15 protein-coding genes and 1 tRNA gene are annotated in these 16,021 nt (G+C 69.1%); 8 read left to right on the top strand and 8 right to left on the bottom strand.

The window, feature by feature from the left end:
* The first annotated feature begins 5 nt into the window (after positions 1–5).
* Both ABD908_RS13635 and ABD908_RS13630 read left to right on the top strand, forming a co-directional pair.
* On the top strand, positions 6–509 hold the full coding sequence (locus ABD908_RS13635; protein WP_344996586.1) for a low molecular weight protein-tyrosine-phosphatase: 504 nt from the start codon (positions 6–8) through the stop codon (positions 507–509).
* Positions 502–1,413 carry an SURF1 family cytochrome oxidase biogenesis protein gene (locus ABD908_RS13630; protein WP_344996584.1) on the top strand — a complete coding sequence of 304 codons (912 nt, stop codon included), beginning with the start codon at positions 502–504 and terminating at the stop codon, positions 1,411–1,413. The genes ABD908_RS13635 and ABD908_RS13630 overlap by 8 nt, the downstream gene beginning before the upstream one ends.
* On the opposite strand, the gene ABD908_RS13625 is transcribed toward ABD908_RS13630, so the two are convergent.
* From ABD908_RS13625 to ABD908_RS13600, 6 genes are all read right to left on the bottom strand, one after another.
* Positions 1,355–2,341, bottom strand: a complete 987-nt coding sequence (locus ABD908_RS13625) for a cobalamin biosynthesis protein (protein ID WP_344996580.1) — start codon at positions 2,339–2,341, stop codon at positions 1,355–1,357. The genes ABD908_RS13630 and ABD908_RS13625 overlap by 59 nt on opposite strands.
* Positions 2,342–2,365: 24 nt before the next feature.
* Positions 2,366–3,241 (bottom strand): DUF1906 domain-containing protein, encoded by an 876-nt coding sequence (locus ABD908_RS13620; protein ID WP_344996577.1) that lies wholly within the window; start codon positions 3,239–3,241, stop codon positions 2,366–2,368.
* A gap of 13 nt (positions 3,242–3,254) precedes the next feature.
* Entirely contained in the window at positions 3,255–4,067 is an 813-nt protein-coding gene (locus ABD908_RS13615; RefSeq protein WP_344996574.1) for a PE-PPE domain-containing protein, read from the bottom strand.
* Between the two features lie 236 nt (positions 4,068–4,303).
* A tRNA-Val gene (locus ABD908_RS13610) sits at positions 4,304–4,380 on the bottom strand.
* The gene (locus tag ABD908_RS13605) at positions 4,371–4,871 is read right to left on the bottom strand and encodes a peroxiredoxin (RefSeq protein WP_344996646.1); all 501 of its coding nucleotides are present in this window, start codon (positions 4,869–4,871) and stop codon (positions 4,371–4,373) included. Before ABD908_RS13605 ends, ABD908_RS13610 begins: the two co-directional genes overlap by 10 nt.
* Complete coding sequence (locus tag ABD908_RS13600; protein ID WP_344996644.1) at positions 4,871–5,254, bottom strand: DUF3052 domain-containing protein; 384 nt, start codon at positions 5,252–5,254, stop codon at positions 4,871–4,873. The genes ABD908_RS13605 and ABD908_RS13600 overlap by 1 nt, the downstream gene beginning before the upstream one ends.
* Before the next feature lie 242 nt (positions 5,255–5,496).
* On the opposite strand from ABD908_RS13600, the gene aceE reads away from it, so the two are divergent.
* From aceE to ABD908_RS13575, 5 genes are all read left to right on the top strand, one after another.
* A complete protein-coding gene (gene aceE / locus ABD908_RS13595; RefSeq protein WP_425584380.1) occupies positions 5,497–8,361 on the top strand; it encodes a pyruvate dehydrogenase (acetyl-transferring), homodimeric type in 2,865 nt (954 codons plus the stop codon).
* Positions 8,362–8,367: 6 nt separating this feature from the next.
* Complete coding sequence (locus ABD908_RS13590) at positions 8,368–9,669, top strand: PucR family transcriptional regulator (RefSeq protein ID WP_344996571.1); 1,302 nt, start codon at positions 8,368–8,370, stop codon at positions 9,667–9,669.
* Positions 9,670–9,798: 129 nt separating this feature from the next.
* Positions 9,799–10,713 (top strand): ACP S-malonyltransferase, encoded by a 915-nt coding sequence (locus tag ABD908_RS13585; protein ID WP_344996568.1) that lies wholly within the window; start codon positions 9,799–9,801, stop codon positions 10,711–10,713.
* Between the two features lie 69 nt (positions 10,714–10,782).
* Positions 10,783–11,088 carry a meromycolate extension acyl carrier protein AcpM gene (acpM, locus tag ABD908_RS13580; RefSeq protein ID WP_344996564.1) on the top strand — a complete coding sequence of 102 codons (306 nt, stop codon included), beginning with the start codon at positions 10,783–10,785 and terminating at the stop codon, positions 11,086–11,088.
* A 4-nt stretch (positions 11,089–11,092) separates the two neighbouring features.
* Positions 11,093–12,400 (top strand): KasA/KasB family beta-ketoacyl-ACP synthase, encoded by a 1,308-nt coding sequence (locus ABD908_RS13575; protein WP_344996561.1) that lies wholly within the window; start codon positions 11,093–11,095, stop codon positions 12,398–12,400.
* A gap of 258 nt (positions 12,401–12,658) precedes the next feature.
* Here ABD908_RS13575 and ABD908_RS13570 read toward each other — a convergent pair whose 3' ends face one another.
* The gene (locus ABD908_RS13570; protein WP_344996558.1) at positions 12,659–13,174 is read right to left on the bottom strand and encodes a DUF3145 domain-containing protein; all 516 of its coding nucleotides are present in this window, start codon (positions 13,172–13,174) and stop codon (positions 12,659–12,661) included.
* A 136-nt stretch (positions 13,175–13,310) separates the two neighbouring features.
* Positions 13,311–14,126, bottom strand: coding sequence for a serine hydrolase domain-containing protein (locus tag ABD908_RS13565; RefSeq protein ID WP_344996555.1), 816 nt, complete (start codon positions 14,124–14,126; stop codon positions 13,311–13,313).
* 485 nt (positions 14,127–14,611) lie between these two features.
* Here ABD908_RS13565 and ABD908_RS13560 point away from each other — a divergent pair.
* Positions 14,612–16,021, top strand: a 1,410-nt coding sequence (locus ABD908_RS13560; RefSeq protein ID WP_344996552.1) for a hypothetical protein, incomplete at its 3' end; no start/stop codon positions are given.

Here is a 16,021-nt window from a genome sequence, read left to right as displayed (position 1 = left end):
GATACGTGACCAACGGCTTCGCTCGCACGCCGCGGGACGGGCAGCGCCCGCTGCACGTCACGTTCGTGTGCACCGGCAACATCTGCCGCTCGCCCATAGCGCGCATCGTCTACCAGGCCGCCGTCGACGACGCCGGGCTCTCCGACAGGGTGCGGGTGACCAGCGCCGGGACCAGCGGATGGCACGCGGGCGACCCCGCAGACCCCCGCGCGCGGGAGGTGCTCGCGGCCCATGGGTACCCCACCGATCACACCGCCACCGAGGTCGGCGACGACCACCTGGCGGCCGACCTGGTGGTGGCGTTGCACACGTCTCATGTGCACGAGCTGCGGGCCCTGGGGGTCCCGGACGAACGGCTACGCCTGCTGCGTTCGTTCGACCCCGCTGCGCCCGTGCCCGACGTCCCCGATCCCTACTACGGGCAGCTCGAGGACTACGAGACCACCCTTGCACAGGTCGAGGCCTCGATGCCGGGGCTGATGACATGGACGAGGGGCAACATTGGCTGACCACAGGATCGCTCAATACGCGCGGGTGGTGTTCCAGCCGCGGTGGATCGCGCTCGCCCTGTTCGTGGTGGGCTTCACCGCGCTGTGCTGGTCAGTTCTCGCGCCGTGGCAGCTGGGCAAGAACGTCACCACCAGCCACCGCAACCAACAGATCGCCGACTCGGTGAACGCGGCGCCGGTGCCCGCGGCGCAGTTGCTCCGGGGTGTCACCACCGTGGGGTCGACGCTGGAGTGGCGCAAGGTCACGATCACGGGGCACTATCTCGACGACAAGGAGGTGGTGGCTCGCCTGCGTACCTGGGACGGCGATCCGGCATACGAGATCCTCACCCCGTTCGCGGCCTCGGATGGCACCGACTACCTCGTCGACCGCGGCTTCGTGAAGACCGCGTCGGGCGACACCGTTCCGGCGTACGACGCGGCCCCGACGGGCACCGTCACACTCGTCGCGCGGATCCGCAAGTCGGAGGGCACGGGCGCCGGCCGCGGCGTGCGCGAGGAGGCCGGGCACCTGCAGGCCGGGTCGATCGACCCGGACACCGTGGGCCACGCCGTCGGGCTCGACCTGGCGCCCGGCTACCTCAACCTGAGCGACAGCCAACCCGGCGGGCTGGGCACGGTCCCGCTGCCGCAGCTCGACGCGGGCCCGTACCTCTCGTACGGCCTGCAGTGGCTGGCGTTCGGGATCATGGCCCCCGGGGCGCTCGGCTACTTCATCTTCAGCGAGGTCAAGCGGCGGCGCGAGGAGCGGGCGGTGATGGCCGCAGCGGAGGGCTCCGGCGCGCCGGAGCCCTCCGCAGACGGCGACGGTGCCGGATCTGTCCCCGCGGAACCGGTCCGCGAGGTCACGCCCGAGGAGGCACGCGCCGCCCGGCTCGCCGACCGGTACGGCCGGCGGGGCTGAGCGCCGCCCGCGCGGAACGCCGGAGCCGGGGCGCCGCCCGGCGTAGGGCGACGACGGTGACCAGCGCGCCCAACTCCACGACCAGCGACAGCCGTGCGGCACGCCGCAGGTCGGCCGGCTCGGGCGGGCGGCCGTCGCCGAGGACCGGCCGCATCTCCACGCCGTGCCGGTACTGCGTCCGGCCGCCGAGACGCAGGCCCAGCGCGCCCGCCGCCGTCGCCTCCGCGACACCGGCGTTGGGGCTCGGATGGCGGTGCGCGTCGCGACGCCACGCCAGCGCCGCAGCCGACGGTGAGCCGCCCACCACCGGGGCGGCGGCCACCGTCAGGACCCCCGTGAGGCGGGCGGGCAGATAGTTGGCCACGTCGTCGAGTCGCGCAGCGGCCCAACCGAAGTTCTCGTATCGGTCGTTGTGGTAGCCGATCATGGCGTCGAGGGTGTTGACGGCGCGGTACCCGAGCAGCCCCGGCAGGCCGAGCGCGGCGCCCCACAGCAGCGGCGCGACCGCGGCGTCGGAGGTGTTCTCCGCCAGCGACTCCAGCGCCGCGCGGGCGAGCCCTCCGCCGTCGAGCACCGACGGGTCGCGACCGCACAGCGACGGCAGCAGCTCGCGGGCGCCGTCGACGTCCCCCCGCCCCAGCCGGTCTCCGAGGCGGGTGGCGACCGCCCGCAGGCCCGCGCCGCCGAGCACGGTCCAGGTACCGATCGTGATGGCGCCGGGCACCTTTCGCAGCCCGTAGCCCAACCCGGCGGCGCCGCCCACCAGTACCGCCGTATACGCCGCGCCCGCCAGGCGGGAGTCGGCGTAGAGGACCTCCTCGAGTCGGGCTGCTACGGTGCCGAACCCGGCGACGGGGTGGTAGTGGCGCGGATCGCGCAGCGCCTCGTCCGCCGCGACCCCCGCTGCCAGCGCGCCTCCGACCGTCATGGCGGCCACGCTAGCAACCGGATGTCAGGCGCCCAGTTTCGCCTTGATCGCCTCGACGTCCTCAAGCAACTGGGCGACGGCGTCGACGAGGGTGTGACCGCCCAGCTGCGGCCAGCCCGGGTACGACTGCTGCACATCCAGACGCCCGTCGGCGGTGTACACATCGTTCCGCGCGCCGGTGAGCTGCTCGCGCACCGTCTTGGTGTCGGTTATCTCTGGGCCGATGTAGCCCGTGACGAAGTCTGTGAAGTACTTCTGCGTGAGCGGCACATCGGGGTTCGGTCCGGTCATCACGCCTCCCTTCGGTCGATACGACCACTGGCCGTAATCGGTTGTCAGTGCCCAGTCGACGTCGCACTGCACGCCGTCGACGTCCGCGTAGCCGGCCTCGTTGTCCTGCAGGATCGCGATGCGCTGGTCCTGCTGTCCGCCCGACCATGCCTGGGTCTGCCAGGCGTAGGCGGCGACACCGTCGTTCAGGGCCCGCGAGACGACCCAATAGCCGCCGTACACACCGACGTTGGCGGGACCCAGGACCGACGCGCACCCCTGCAGGTACGCGTCGATCGGCGTCTGCTGCGCGGGTGTCGCGTCGAAGTCGGCGGAGAAGTAGATCGGCCGGTCGCTCCGGCCCCCACACGAGAGCACCTGTCGGATCGCTGCATTCGCGTCGGCGACCCCGGCGCTGTAGCCGTCCAACATGCGGTCGGCGGTGGTCTCCCAGTTCGACACGATGTCGATCCCGGCGGCGCGCAAAGCATCCGCCTCACCGGGCAACAGCTGCTTGCCGGGCAACGCCGCGCCACCGTCGGACAGGTACCGACACACGAAACCCACCCCAGCGGCGGCGATGTCGGCGGGCTCCGGGCGACCGCCCGCGTAATCCAAGCCCTTGATCACCGCACACCTTCTCTCACGCCCAGTCGGTGACCGCCTTGGCGAGCAGGTCGATCCCCGAGATCGCCTGTCCCGCCGCATCCTTCCACAGCTTCAGTCCGTAGTCGGTGGTGTGTCGGCCCTCGAAGAACCCCTCGATCAGGTTCCAGGCCTGCGGCAGCTGTGTGAGAGCGTCCCACCACGCGACCCCGCCGGCCAGAGCGAGTTGCTCGGCCTGGGGAAGACTACTCTCGATCAGCTGCCGGAGTTCCTCGTCGGGATTCGTGAAGCTGAACGACAGCAGCGGTCCGGGCAGGAAGCGGATGATGCTGTCCTCGGGGCAGGAGGTGATCACGTCGGCGGGGTTCGCGATCTCGACGACACGCGTCCCCGAGACCCTGGTTCCGTCCGAACCCGGGTCGCCGGGGTTCGGCGCACCGATCTGGGTGTGGGTGCATACGCCCGACCCGACGGAGACCGCGCCGTGGCTGTTGCCACTGAGCCGGGCCGGGTTCGCGAGACAGCCGACCAGCAGGCAGTGCGGATCGAGGCCGCGCTCGGCCAGCCACCGGGTGACGACGATGGCGCCCAGGCTGTAGCCGAGCACGGCGTATGTGGCGCCGGCGGGGAGGGCGGCGACGGCGGATCGGAGGTCCGCGACGCCCTCGGTCACGGAGTCGATACCCGACGGGGCGAACGGATCCGCGCCCAGACTGTAGACGGACAGCGACGCGCTGTACGGGATCTCGACGTGACTGAAGTTCGCTGTGTCGAGCTGTCCGACGACGCCCGAGAGCATGTTTCCCGTGAGGGCCTCTGTGGCCCCCCTGACCGTGAACACGGTGGTCATGGCGACTCCCTTCACCGGGGCCCGCGACCATCGCGAACCGAACGGAACGCCTATCAGTAGAACGCCTTCCGCGGACCCAACCTTCCCGACAGGGCACACATCTCGGCCTCGACGCCGTTCGCGCGCGACGGCGGAGACGATGAGCGCGGAGACGATGGGCGCGGAGACGATGGGCGCGGCCACGAACGCCCACACCCTCCGGATCGCGCCTGCGATGCCGTCACGCGAGCGACTTCTGGTGCGCACAGAGGGACTCGAACCCCCGACAACCGGTGTGTAAGACCGGGACTCTAACCAACTGAGCTATGTGCGCGGACCGGATGAGGTTAACGCAGCCAGTGCATCTTCCCAAAGCTGCTGGTCGCGCGGGACGCCGGCCTCGTTCATCTCGGAGAAGCGGACCACGCCACCGCGGTCGATCACGAAGGTGCCGCGGTTGGCATAGCCGGACTTCTCGTTGAACACGCCGTAGGCACGGGCGACGTCGCCGTGCGGCCAGAAGTCGGACACGATCGGGAAGAGGTACCCCTGGGCGCCCGACCACACCTTGTGGGTGGGCGGCGCCCCGACGGAGACGGCCACGATCGCGGTGTCGTCGTTCTCGAACGCGGGGAGGTTGTCGCGCACCTGCCCCAGCTCGCTCTCGCACGTCCCCGTGAAGGCGAGGGGGAAGAACACCAGCACGACGTTCTTGTCGCCGCGGTAGTCCGAGAGCCGGACCGGCTGGTTGTTCTGATTGCGCAGCGTGAAGTCGGGCGCCACCGCCCCGACGGGAAGCGGCGAGCCTGCGGGCGACGCGGCCACTATCGCTTGGCCCGGCCCGACTTGGGCTGCACCAGGCGGGATCCGATCCACGACCCGAGGGTCGTCGACGACGTCTGTACGAGACCTGCGGTGGGGGCCGCTTCGGCGATCTCACTGGGCTCGACGTGTCCGCTGTGGCCGGTCTTCGGGCTGAGAACCCAGACATAGCCGTCGTCGGACAGTGGCGTGATGACGTCCATCAGCGTGTCCACGAGGTCACCGTCGTCGTCACGCCACCAGAGCACTACGACGTCGACCACCTCGTCGGTATCTTCGTCGAGCATCTCGGCGCCGATCACCCCCTCGATGGCGGCACGTAGGTCATCGTCGGTGTCCTCATCCCATCCGATCTCCTGCACTACATCACCTGGGCGCAGGCCCATCTTCTGGGCGTTGGCCCCGTTCGTGGACACCGGTTCAATCCTCCTGACGACGACACTGGCACGTGACCCGAGCAGTGCTGACCATACAGACCGCCCGGGTATAGCAGACCGCGCCCGACGATTCGACGCAACATTTGGACCTCCGCGGGTTCTTTAGCGGAACTCAGAGGTGGCGTGCGACAACGCCGCCGCCCACGTCCACGGGGAGGTTCCTGCACGGCGTGGACCACACTCGAGGCAGGATGGAGACCGGGATTACACGCCCATCAGTTGTTCCCAAACGACCCCTCCTAGGAGCATCTTCCGTGACCGAGTCACTCAGCGCTACGAACCGTGCCGGCGCTCTACCGCCTACCGATCACACCGGCCACGATCGCGTCCGCGTCATCCGCGACGGCGTCGCGTCGTATCTCCCGGACATCGATCCCGAAGAGACCGGCGAGTGGCTCGAATCGTTCGACGACGTCCTCGATCGCTCCGGTCCCGCACGCGCGCGCTACCTGATGCTGCGCATGCTCGAGCGTGCCGGCGAGAAGCGGGTCGCGATCCCTGCGCTGACCTCCACGGATTACGTCAACACGATCCCTACCGACCTCGAGCCCTGGTTCCCCGGCGATGAGGAGACCGAGCGCCGCTACCGCGCCTGGATCCGATGGAACGCCGCCGTCATGGTCACACGCGCACAGCGCCCGGGCGTGGGCGTCGGCGGTCACATCTCCACGTATGCGTCGTCTGCGTCGCTCTACGAGGTCGGCTTCAACCACTTCTTCCGCGGCAAGGACCATCCCGGCGGCGGCGACCAGGTCTACATCCAGGGCCACGCCTCCCCCGGCATCTACGCCCGCGCGTTCCTCGAGGGCCGCATCTCCGCGGACCGCATGGACGGCTTCCGCCAGGAGCAGTCCCACGCCCACCAGGGCGGCGGCCTGCCGTCGTACCCGCACCCGCGCCTGTTCCAGGACTTCTGGGAGTTCCCGACGGTGTCGATGGGTCTGGGCCCGATGGGCGCCATCTTCCAGGCCCGGTTCAACCACTACCTGACCGACCGCGGCATCAAGGACACGTCCGACCAGCACGTCTGGGCTTTCCTGGGCGACGGCGAGATGGACGAGCCCGAGTCGCGCGGCCAGATCCAGATCGCCGCCACCGAGGGCCTCGACAACCTGACCTTCGTGATCAACTGCAACCTGCAGCGACTCGACGGCCCGGTGCGCGGCAACGGCAAGATCATCCAGGAGCTCGAGTCGTTCTTCCGCGGCGCCGGCTGGAACGTGATCAAGGTGATCTGGAGCCGGGACTGGGACGAGCTGCTGCACAAGGACCGTGACGGCGCGCTGGTGAACATCATGAACACCACGCCCGACGGTGACTACCAGACGTTCAAGGCCAACGACGGCGCGTTCGTCCGCGAGCACTTCTTCGGCCGCGACCCGCGGACCAAGGAACTCGTCAAAGACATGACCGACGACGAGATCTGGGGCCTGCGCCGCGGCGGCCACGATTACCGCAAGATCTATGCGGCCTACAAGGCGGCGATGGAGCACAAGGGCCAGCCGACGGTGATCCTGGCCCACACCATCAAGGGCTACAGCCTGGGTTCGCACTTCGAGGGCCGCAACGCGACCCACCAGATGAAGAAGCTCACCCTCGAGGACCTCAAGCAGTTCCGCGACCACCTGCGCATCCCGATCAGCGACGCCGAGTTGGAGGCGAACCCCAAGCTCCCGCCGTACTACAACCCCGGCCCGGAGTCGAAGGAGATCCAGTACCTGCTGGACCGCCGCAAGGCCCTCGGTGGCTTCCTGCCGTCGCGGCGCACCGAGAGCCGCCCGCTGCAGATCCCGGACATCTCGACCCTCGACGTGATGCGCAAGGGCTCCGGCAAGCAGCAGGTCGCCACCACCATGGCCCTGGTCCGCATCTTCAAGGAGCTGCTGCGCGACAAGAACATCGGCCCGCGAATCGTCCCGGTGATCCCCGACGAGGCCCGGACGTTCGGCATGGACTCGTGGTTCCCGTCGCTCAAGATCTACAACCGCAACGGGCAGCTGTACCGCGCCGTCGACGCCGAGTTGATGCTGGCGTACAAGGAGAACCCGCAGGGCCAGATCCTGCACGAGGGCATCAACGAGGCGGGCTCGACGGCGTCGTTCACCGCAGTGGGCACGTCGTACTCGACACACGACGAGCCGATGATCCCGCTGTACATCTTCTATTCGATGTTCGGCTACCAGCGCACCGGTGACGGCCTGTGGGCAGCCGGCGACCAGATGGCCCGCGGCTTCGTCATCGGCGCCACCGCCGGCCGCACGACGCTCACGGGCGAGGGCCTGCAGCACGCGGACGGGCACAGCCACGTCCTCGCGTCGACCAACCCGGCGACGGTCGCGTACGACCCGGCGTTCGCGTACGAGCTCACCCACATCGTGCACGACGGCCTCCGCCGGATGTACGGCGAGAACTCGGAGAACGTCTACTACTACATCACCGTCTACAACGAGCCGATCTCGCAGCCGGCGGAACCCGAGAACCTGGACGTCGAGAGCCTGCTCAAGGGCCTGTACCTGTACGCCGAGGGCATCGGCGGCCACGACAAGAAGGCCAACATCCTGGTCTCGGGCGTCACGATGCCGGACGCGCTGAAGGCCCAGCAGCTGCTCGCCGACGAGTGGGGCGTCTCGGCGCGGGTCTACTCGGCGACCAGCTGGGTGGAGCTACAGCGGGACGGCATCGCGGCCGAACGGGACGCCGTGCGCGACCCGGGCACGCCGATGCGCACCCCGCACGTCACCAAGGTGCTGTCCGACGCCCAGGGCCCGACGGTGGCGGTGTCCGACTACATGCGCGGCGTGCAGGACCTGATCCGCGCGTGGGTGCCGGGCACGTACGTCACGCTGGGCACCGACGGTTTCGGTTTCTCCGACACGCGGCCGGCGGCGCGGCGGTTCTTCAACGTCGACGCCGAATCGATCGTCGTGGCGGTCCTGCTGGGGCTCGCCCGCGACGGCGAGCTGGACTTCTCGGTCGCGGCCGAGGCTGCGAAGAAGTACCGGATCGACGACGTGCTCGCCGCTCCGGAGCAGACGTCCGACCCGGGCGTAGCGTAAGGCCCTATGACGGACACCGGCTCGTGGCCAAAGCCCGGGAAGACGGATCGCGGGTTCGCTCGTAACCGGCCCGAGCCGCGGGATGTCCTGCCGGAGTCGCTGCTGAACCGTATTCGGCAGTACTCCGGCAGGGTCTCCACCGACGCCGTCCACTCGATGGCGGAACAGCTGCCGTACTTCGAGGCCCTGGAGGCCAGCCAGCGGGCGTCGATCCAGCTCGTCGTGCAGACCGCGGTGGTCAACTTCGTCGAGTGGATCGGCGACCCCGAGGGCAACGTGCAGTACACCGTCGAGGCGTTCCAGGTGGTCCCCCAGGACCTCGCCCGACGGGTGTCGCTGCTGCAGACCGTCGAGATGGTCCGCGTGGCGATGGAGTTCTTCGAGAAGTGGCTGCCGCTGCTGGCACGCAACGAGGAGCAGCTGGTGGCGCTCACCGAGGCCGTGCTGCGGTACGGCCGCGAGATAGGCTTCGCGGCGGCCGCGATCTATGCGGGCGCGGCCGAGGCCCGCGGCGCTTGGGACTCGCGGATGGAGGCACTGGTCGTCGACGCCGTGGTGCGGGGCGACACCGGCGCCAACCTCCTGTCGCGGGCCGCCGCCCTGAACTGGGACCCGCAGGCGCGCGCCACCGTCATCGTCGGGTCACCGCCGCCCGACCAGAACGTGTCCGTGGCCGCGTCCATCCACGAGACTGCCCACGCGCACGACCGCGGCGCCCTCGCGGTGGTGCAGGGCAGCAAGCTCGTCGTGATCGTGAGCGGCTCCGTCACCGCGCACGACGCCTTCACGCACGCCCTGATGGACCACTTCGCCGACTCCCCGGTCGTGATCGGTCACACGACGCCCACGCTGGAGGATGCGCACGCGTCGGCAGTCGAGGCGATCGCCGGCGTCAACGCGGTCGCGGGCTGGCCCGGGGCGCCACGGCCGGTGCACAGCTGGGAACTCCTCCCCGAGCGCGCCCTGATCGGTGACAAGCACGCGAGCCGGACGCTGTACGACTATCTGGTCAAACCGCTGCAGGAGGCCGGGTCCGCACTGTCGGACACCCTGGACGCCTACCTGGACTCCGGCGGCGCGGTCGAGTCGTGTGCGCGCGAGTTGTTCGTACACCCGAACACAGTGCGCTACCGCCTCAAGAAGATCGCCGAGATCACCGGACGGGACCCCCAGGCACCCCGCGACGCCTTCGTCCTGAGGGTCGCCGCGACCATCGGCCGCCTGTCCGACGCAAACCCCGAACGCTTCACACCGATCACTCCCACAACCTCAGTCACAGATTCGCTGACAGACATCGACCACGTGTAAGAGATTTCGATCCGGTAAAGACCCGGCCACGTTCACGCCGGGTTTTGTGGGAAGTCCACAAAATGCCCCCGCAAGGTTCTCAAGGTGCGACACCTACGCTGCGGCCCGCAACAGTGTTTCCTAGAGCATGTGATTGCACTACTCGCTCCCGGACAGGGATCTCAGAAGCCCGGCATGCTGACCGCGTGGCTCGATGAGCCGTCCGTGGCCGCGCGTCTGGCCGCTTGGTCGGACATCGCCGGACTCGATCTCGTGCGCCTCGGCACGATCGCCGAGGCCGACGAGATCACCGACACGGCCGTCACCCAGCCGCTGGTCGTCGCAGCCGCGCTCCTCGCGTTCGAGGCGATGGGCGGCACCGCATCGCACTCCGCCGACACCGTCGTCGCCGGCCACTCGGTCGGCGAGCTCGCCGCGGCCGCCGTCGCCGGCGTGATCTCGGCGGACGACGCCGTGCGACTGGCGGCCATCCGCGGCCGCGCCATGGCCGCCGCCTGCGAGCTGGTCCCCACGTCGATGACCGCGATCCTCGGCGGCGACGAGGCCGACGTCCTCGAGACGCTCAAGTCGTACGACCTGGTCCCGGCCAACCGCAACGCGACCGGCCAGATCGTGGCGGCCGGCACCGTCGAGAACCTGGCCAAGCTGGCCGACAACCCGCCCGCGAAGGCGCGGTTGCGCTCGTTGGCCGTCGCCGGCGCGTTCCACACGGAGTTCATGGCCCCCGCGCGCGACGCTGTGGCCGAGGCCGCCGCGTCGATCACGCCCCGCGACCCGCAGCTGACCCTGCTGTCGAACCGCGACGGCTTGGCCGTCACCACCGGCACGGCCGCGCTCGCGCAGATCGTGGACCAGGTCACACGCCCCGTGCGCTGGGACCTGTGCACCCGGTCGATGCGTGAGGTCGGCGTCACCGCCGTCGTCGAGCTGCCGCCGGCCGGTACCCTGGTGGGTATCGCCAAGCGCGAGCTCAAGGGTGTCCCGCAGCACGCGATCAAGCAGCCTTCCGATATCACCGACCTGATGGCGTCGGCCGCTCGCTGAGCGGTCCGCCACACACACTCCCGGGCCCTGGGCGGGTCACGGGTCAACCAATAGAAGGGGACCACACCAGTGGCTACCAGCCAGGACGAGATCGTCGCCGCCATCGCTGAGATCATCGAAGAGGTCACCGGCATCGAGCCCTCCGAGGTGACCCTCGACAAGGCGTTCATCGACGACCTGGACATCGACTCGCTCTCGATGGTCGAGATCGCGGTGCAGCTTGAGGACAAGTACGGCGTCAAGGTGCCGGACGAGGACCTCGCGGGGCTGAAGACCGTCGGCGACGCAGTCGCGTACATCCAGAAGCTCGAGGCGGAGAACGCTGATCTCGCCGCCGAGCTCAAGGGCAAGTACGAGGCCGAGAAGAACAAGTAAGCCAGTGGCAGGGCTCAGGAACTTCTCGACGCTCGGCGGTCAGTTCCCCAGCGTCGTGGTCACTGCGGTCGAGCTGACCACGTCGATCGGCGTGGACACCGAGTCCACCTGGAAGGGGCTGCTCGCCGGCGAGAGCGGGATCCGGCAGCTCACCGGCGACTTCGTCGGCGTCGAGATCGCCGACCTTCCGGTGCGGATCGGCGGCCAGCTGCTGCAGGATCCGGCCGACGAGGTGCCGGAGCGTCCGGACCGCGCCTACGCGGGCGACATCTCGAAGCAGCACGTCTCCAAGCGCCGCATGTCGTACGTCGAGCAGGTCTCGCACGTCATGACCAAGCGGATCTGGGACAACGCCGGCCGACCCGATGTCGATCCCGACCGCCTCGCCGCGGTCATCGGCACCGGCCTCGGCGGCGGCGAGACGATGGTCCAGGCCGTCGACAACATGCGCGACTTCGGCTACCGCAAGGTATCGCCGTTCGCCGTGCAGATGTCGATGCCGAACGGCGTCTCGGCCGTCTCTGCGCTCGAGATCGGTGCCCGTGGCGGAGCCATGACGCCGGTCTCGGCGTGCTCGACCGGCAACGAGGCCATCGCCCACGCGTGGCGCCAGATCGTGCTCGGCGACGCCGACATCGCGGTGTGTGGCGGCATCGAGGGCCGGATCGACGGTGTGCCGATCGCGTCGTTCGCGATGATGCGCGCCCTGTCGACCCGGAACGACGACCCCGCGGGGGCGTCGCGCCCGTTCGACTCCGGTCGCGACGGCTTCGTGTTCGGTGAGGCCGAGGCACTGCTGATCATCGAGACGGAGGAGCACGCGCTCGCCCGCGGTGCCAAGCCGCTGGCTCGGCTCATGGGCGTGGGCATCACGTCGGACGGCTACCACATGGTCGCCCCCGATCCGGCCGGCTCCGGTGCGGCCCGGGCGATGACCCGTGCGATCCAGACCGCGGGTATCACCGCCAAGGACGTGGACCACATCAACGCCCACGCGACCTCGACCCCTATCGGCGACAGCGCCGAGGCTGCGGCGATCAACGCCGTGGTGGGCAACGGGGCTGCCGTGTACGCACCCAAGAGCGCGCTGGGCCACTCCATCGGAGCGGTCGGTGCTCTCGAGGCTGCGCTGACGGTGCTCGCGATCCGCGACGGCGTCATCCCGCCGACCCTCAACCTGGAGAACCAGGACCCCGAGATCGATCTGGACGTCGTGCACGGTTCCGCGCGCGAGATGCAGATCGAATACGCGCTGAACAACTCGTTCGGCTTCGGTGGGCACAACGTCGCGCTGGCCTTCGGCCGGTACTGACGCACAACCGAACATCCGCTGCGGCTCGCTCGCAGCACCCGACAGGCGCCGCTTCCGGATTCATCCGGGGGCGGCGTCTGACGTGTCCGGATGGCACTGGGCGTGCAGACCGGCCGGTAAGACCGGCTAGCCCTGCCGCCCCGTCCACACCGGACCCACGGACGCCGAAGGGGCCGGCCCCGGAGTCATCCGGAGCCGGCCCCTTCGCCTGGCCCTCGTCCAACAGCGCGGCCGGGCGGACCCGGCCACCGTGCTACGTCAACCGACCGCCTGAGACAGCCAGGTGACCTCGGCGCCTTGTCCGCCGCGACGGAAGGGCTCGAGCGCCTCGTCCCATGCCACGCCGAGTACGGAATCGAGCGCCGACTGCAGCCCCTCACCGCCGTACTCGGCCATGAGCGCACGGAGCTGCGTCTCACCGATGACGGTGTCTCCCGACGCCGACATCGAGCCGCGCCACAGGCCTAGGCCCGGGGCGTAGCAGAACCGCTCACCGTCGACCCCCTCGGAGGGGTCCTCGGTGACCTCGAACCGCAACGAGGTCCACTCGCGCAGTGTCGCCGCCATACGCGAACCGGAGCCCACCGGGCCTACCCAGTCGACTACGGCACGCTGCATGCCGGGGACGGCCTCCTGCGCCGTCCACTTCAAGTTGGCCCGGGCGTCAAGGGTCGTCGACAGCGCCCACTCCACGTGCGGGCACAGTGCAGCAGGCGACGCGTGGATCCACACGACTCCGGTCGTCACCTCTGCAAACTGACTCAGCTGCTGCATGAGTTGTTGCCACCTTCCCTGTTCGACGAGGACGTCTTCCCCAAGCGCCTCTTCAAACAGCGGTAGCCATCAGCTGCTTTATCACATCGATGTAGTTATGTAGCCATTGTGCACCATGGTGCGCGTGTTGTGCCAGTTACGCGCCGTGAGTCTCCTGAGAGATCAGCCCGTCGTTGAACTCGCTCCATAGCGGCTTGGCCCACGGACCGAACGGCCGGTCGGTCAGCACGACGGCAGCGCGCCCCACCGCGGGGTCGATCCAGAGGAAGGTCCCGGCCTGCCCGAAGTGCCCGACGGTGGCCGGCGAGTTGCGCGCGCCGGTCCAGTGCGGCCACTTGGTGCCGCGCACCTCGAAACCCAGCCCCCACGTGTTGTCGTTGAACCGACCGTAGCCGGGTACGAAGCCGAGCAGGCCCGGGAAATGCACTTGCCGCGCCCCGGCGACGGTATCGGGGTGGAGCAGACGAGGCGTGACCACCTCACGCGCGAACGCGACGAGGTCGGCCACCGTCGACCGTGCACCGTGGCCGGCGGGCCCGGCGAGCTCGGTGTCCGCCATGCCCAACGGCGCGAAGACGGCCTCACGCAGATACTCAGAGAACGGCATGCCGGCCTCGTTCTCGACCAACTCGGCGACTACCTCGTAACCGCGCGAGCTATAGATCCGCCGCGTGCCCGGCGCGGCCGCCACGGCATCGCTGTCGAAGGCCAACCCGGAGGCATGTGAAAGCAGGTGTTCGACGGTGGAGCCGGCAGGTCCAGCGGGCTGATCGAGCGCGACGGCCCCTTCCTCCACCGCAATCAGTACGCCGTAGGCGACCAGCAGCTTGGTGACGGAGGCAAGCTCGTACACAAGTTGTGCATCACCATGGAAAGCGACGGCATCGGTTGATGTATCGAGTAGCGCACCCGACGCACTGTGAACCGGCCATCGAGATAGGTCTGCGAGCACCGATCCCCCTTATCTGCATGGTGTTTGCCCCTCCTGCCTCGCGCATTCCACACCGGCCGAGCGACCCGGTCCGAGCCTACCGCTACCGGGGACGCCCGTCCTCGCACCCGCTACAGGAACCCGTCTGCGAAGAGACACAGGATAGTTTTTGGAGTGTTGGCTCTTAAGTGCTCTATACCTTTGCATAAGTGTTAAGTCAGCCCGAGATTAATTATATCGAACCAACCCCGGTGAAATATGCCTTGAGCGTCAACAACGTTCTCACTATCACACCCTCCAGAGCAGGCCCTCCGACCTGCGCGTACGCCGTACGGAAAACAACCCACGTTTCCGCAACCAAAGTTGCTCGATCGACCACTTATTACGTGAGGCACGCAAATCTCTTTAGGAATTCGTTATCTGCCTTAAGGGTGGTCCTACCGTTATTGCGGCACTCGATTTCGACCCTGCCACATGGATTTCCCGCTTAATTCAAGGAGAGAGCAATGGCTGTTGCTGTCCATCACCCCGTTCGAATCCACCCGAGCGTCCGCACCCGGGCGGCAGCGGCCGCAACCGCCGTCGCCGTCGCATCGGCGCTGACGATCGGCGCACAGGCCCCCGCGGCCAACGCCGCGGGCGTCCTGCAGACGCTCTCCTCGGCCACCGACAGCGCATTGCAGTCGATCGGCACCGCGACTGCGGCAGGCGCGGCGGCGTGGAATTCGATCGCGTCCCTAGCCCCCGGAATCATCCCGGCGGCGTATTCGAACACCACCAGCACGACGGGGACCAACACCGGCACCACGCTGGTCACCGGCCTGGGTGGCATCCTGGGCGGCGCAGGCGCCGACGTCGGCAACAACTACGACTCCGCGTCCAACACCTGGTCGACCAGCGGTCTCGTCGGCGTGTACGGACCTCTCGGGCTCGGGACCGCAACGGTGTCGGCATCCAACTCGATCTCGACAACCGATGACTCGGTGACGATCGACCCCGCCATCGAGGCCGTCGTCACCGCCCCGCTCGGCCTCGCCAGTGCCACCGTCGACGCGACACCCGGCGTGGTCACCGCCAGCACCGACGGTCTCACCGTGACCAACCCCGGCGTGAGTGTCGACCTGGCCAGCGCGCTGCTCGGACTGGACCTGACGGCGGGCATCAGCGCGGGCACCGTCGCGATCACGTCCGACGGCATCACTATTGAGAATGCCGGCCTGAACCTCGGCCTCACCACCCCGCTCGGCTCGCTGGCGGCCGGGGCGACCGGCAGCCTCACCGCCGGCCTCGACGGCGTCGGTGTGAGCGGCTCGGCCGGCGCCGCACTGAACTCGCCGTTCGCGAACGCGAGTGCTATCGCCGGGCTGGGCCAGACGACCCTCGACGGCAACGGGCTCACCGTGGGACAGACCGGCTTCGACGTCGGCGCCGGCGTGCCCGCCCTGGGCACCAGCGCGGCCGCAGGTGCCGGTATCGGCGGCGCCACGGTGACGCCCACCGGCGTCACCGTGAGCGACGCGAACGCCGACGCCTCGGTGACCAGCCCCGTGGTGAGCGGGGTCGCCACAACCGGTGACGCCGACCTCTCGGCAGGCACGTCGGGCGTGTCCGGCTCGGTGACGGGTGCCGGCGGCAGCGTCTCGACGCCGATCGGCGGGGCTTCCACCAGCACGAACGCCGGCGCCAGCGCGAGCACATCCGGCGTTTCCGGCTCGGTGAGCAATACCACAAGCGGCAGCCTCGGCCCGGTGAGCGGGTCGACCTCCACCTCCGCAGGGGCGAGCGCCGGCACGTCCGGCGTCTCGGCGGGCGCAAGCAACAACACCGGCGTGAGCGCCGGACCGGTGAGCGCATCGACCCACGTCGGTGGCGGCGCGCGCGCCCGCGCGAGCGGGGCGTCCGCAGGTGCCGGCGCC

The sequence above is a fragment of the Tsukamurella soli genome, from assembly GCF_039541155.1.
Classification (GTDB): domain Bacteria; phylum Actinomycetota; class Actinomycetes; order Mycobacteriales; family Mycobacteriaceae; genus Tsukamurella; species Tsukamurella soli.
The sequence above is the reverse complement of the archived record's forward strand: the minus strand, read 5'-3'. Positions and strand labels throughout refer to the sequence as shown.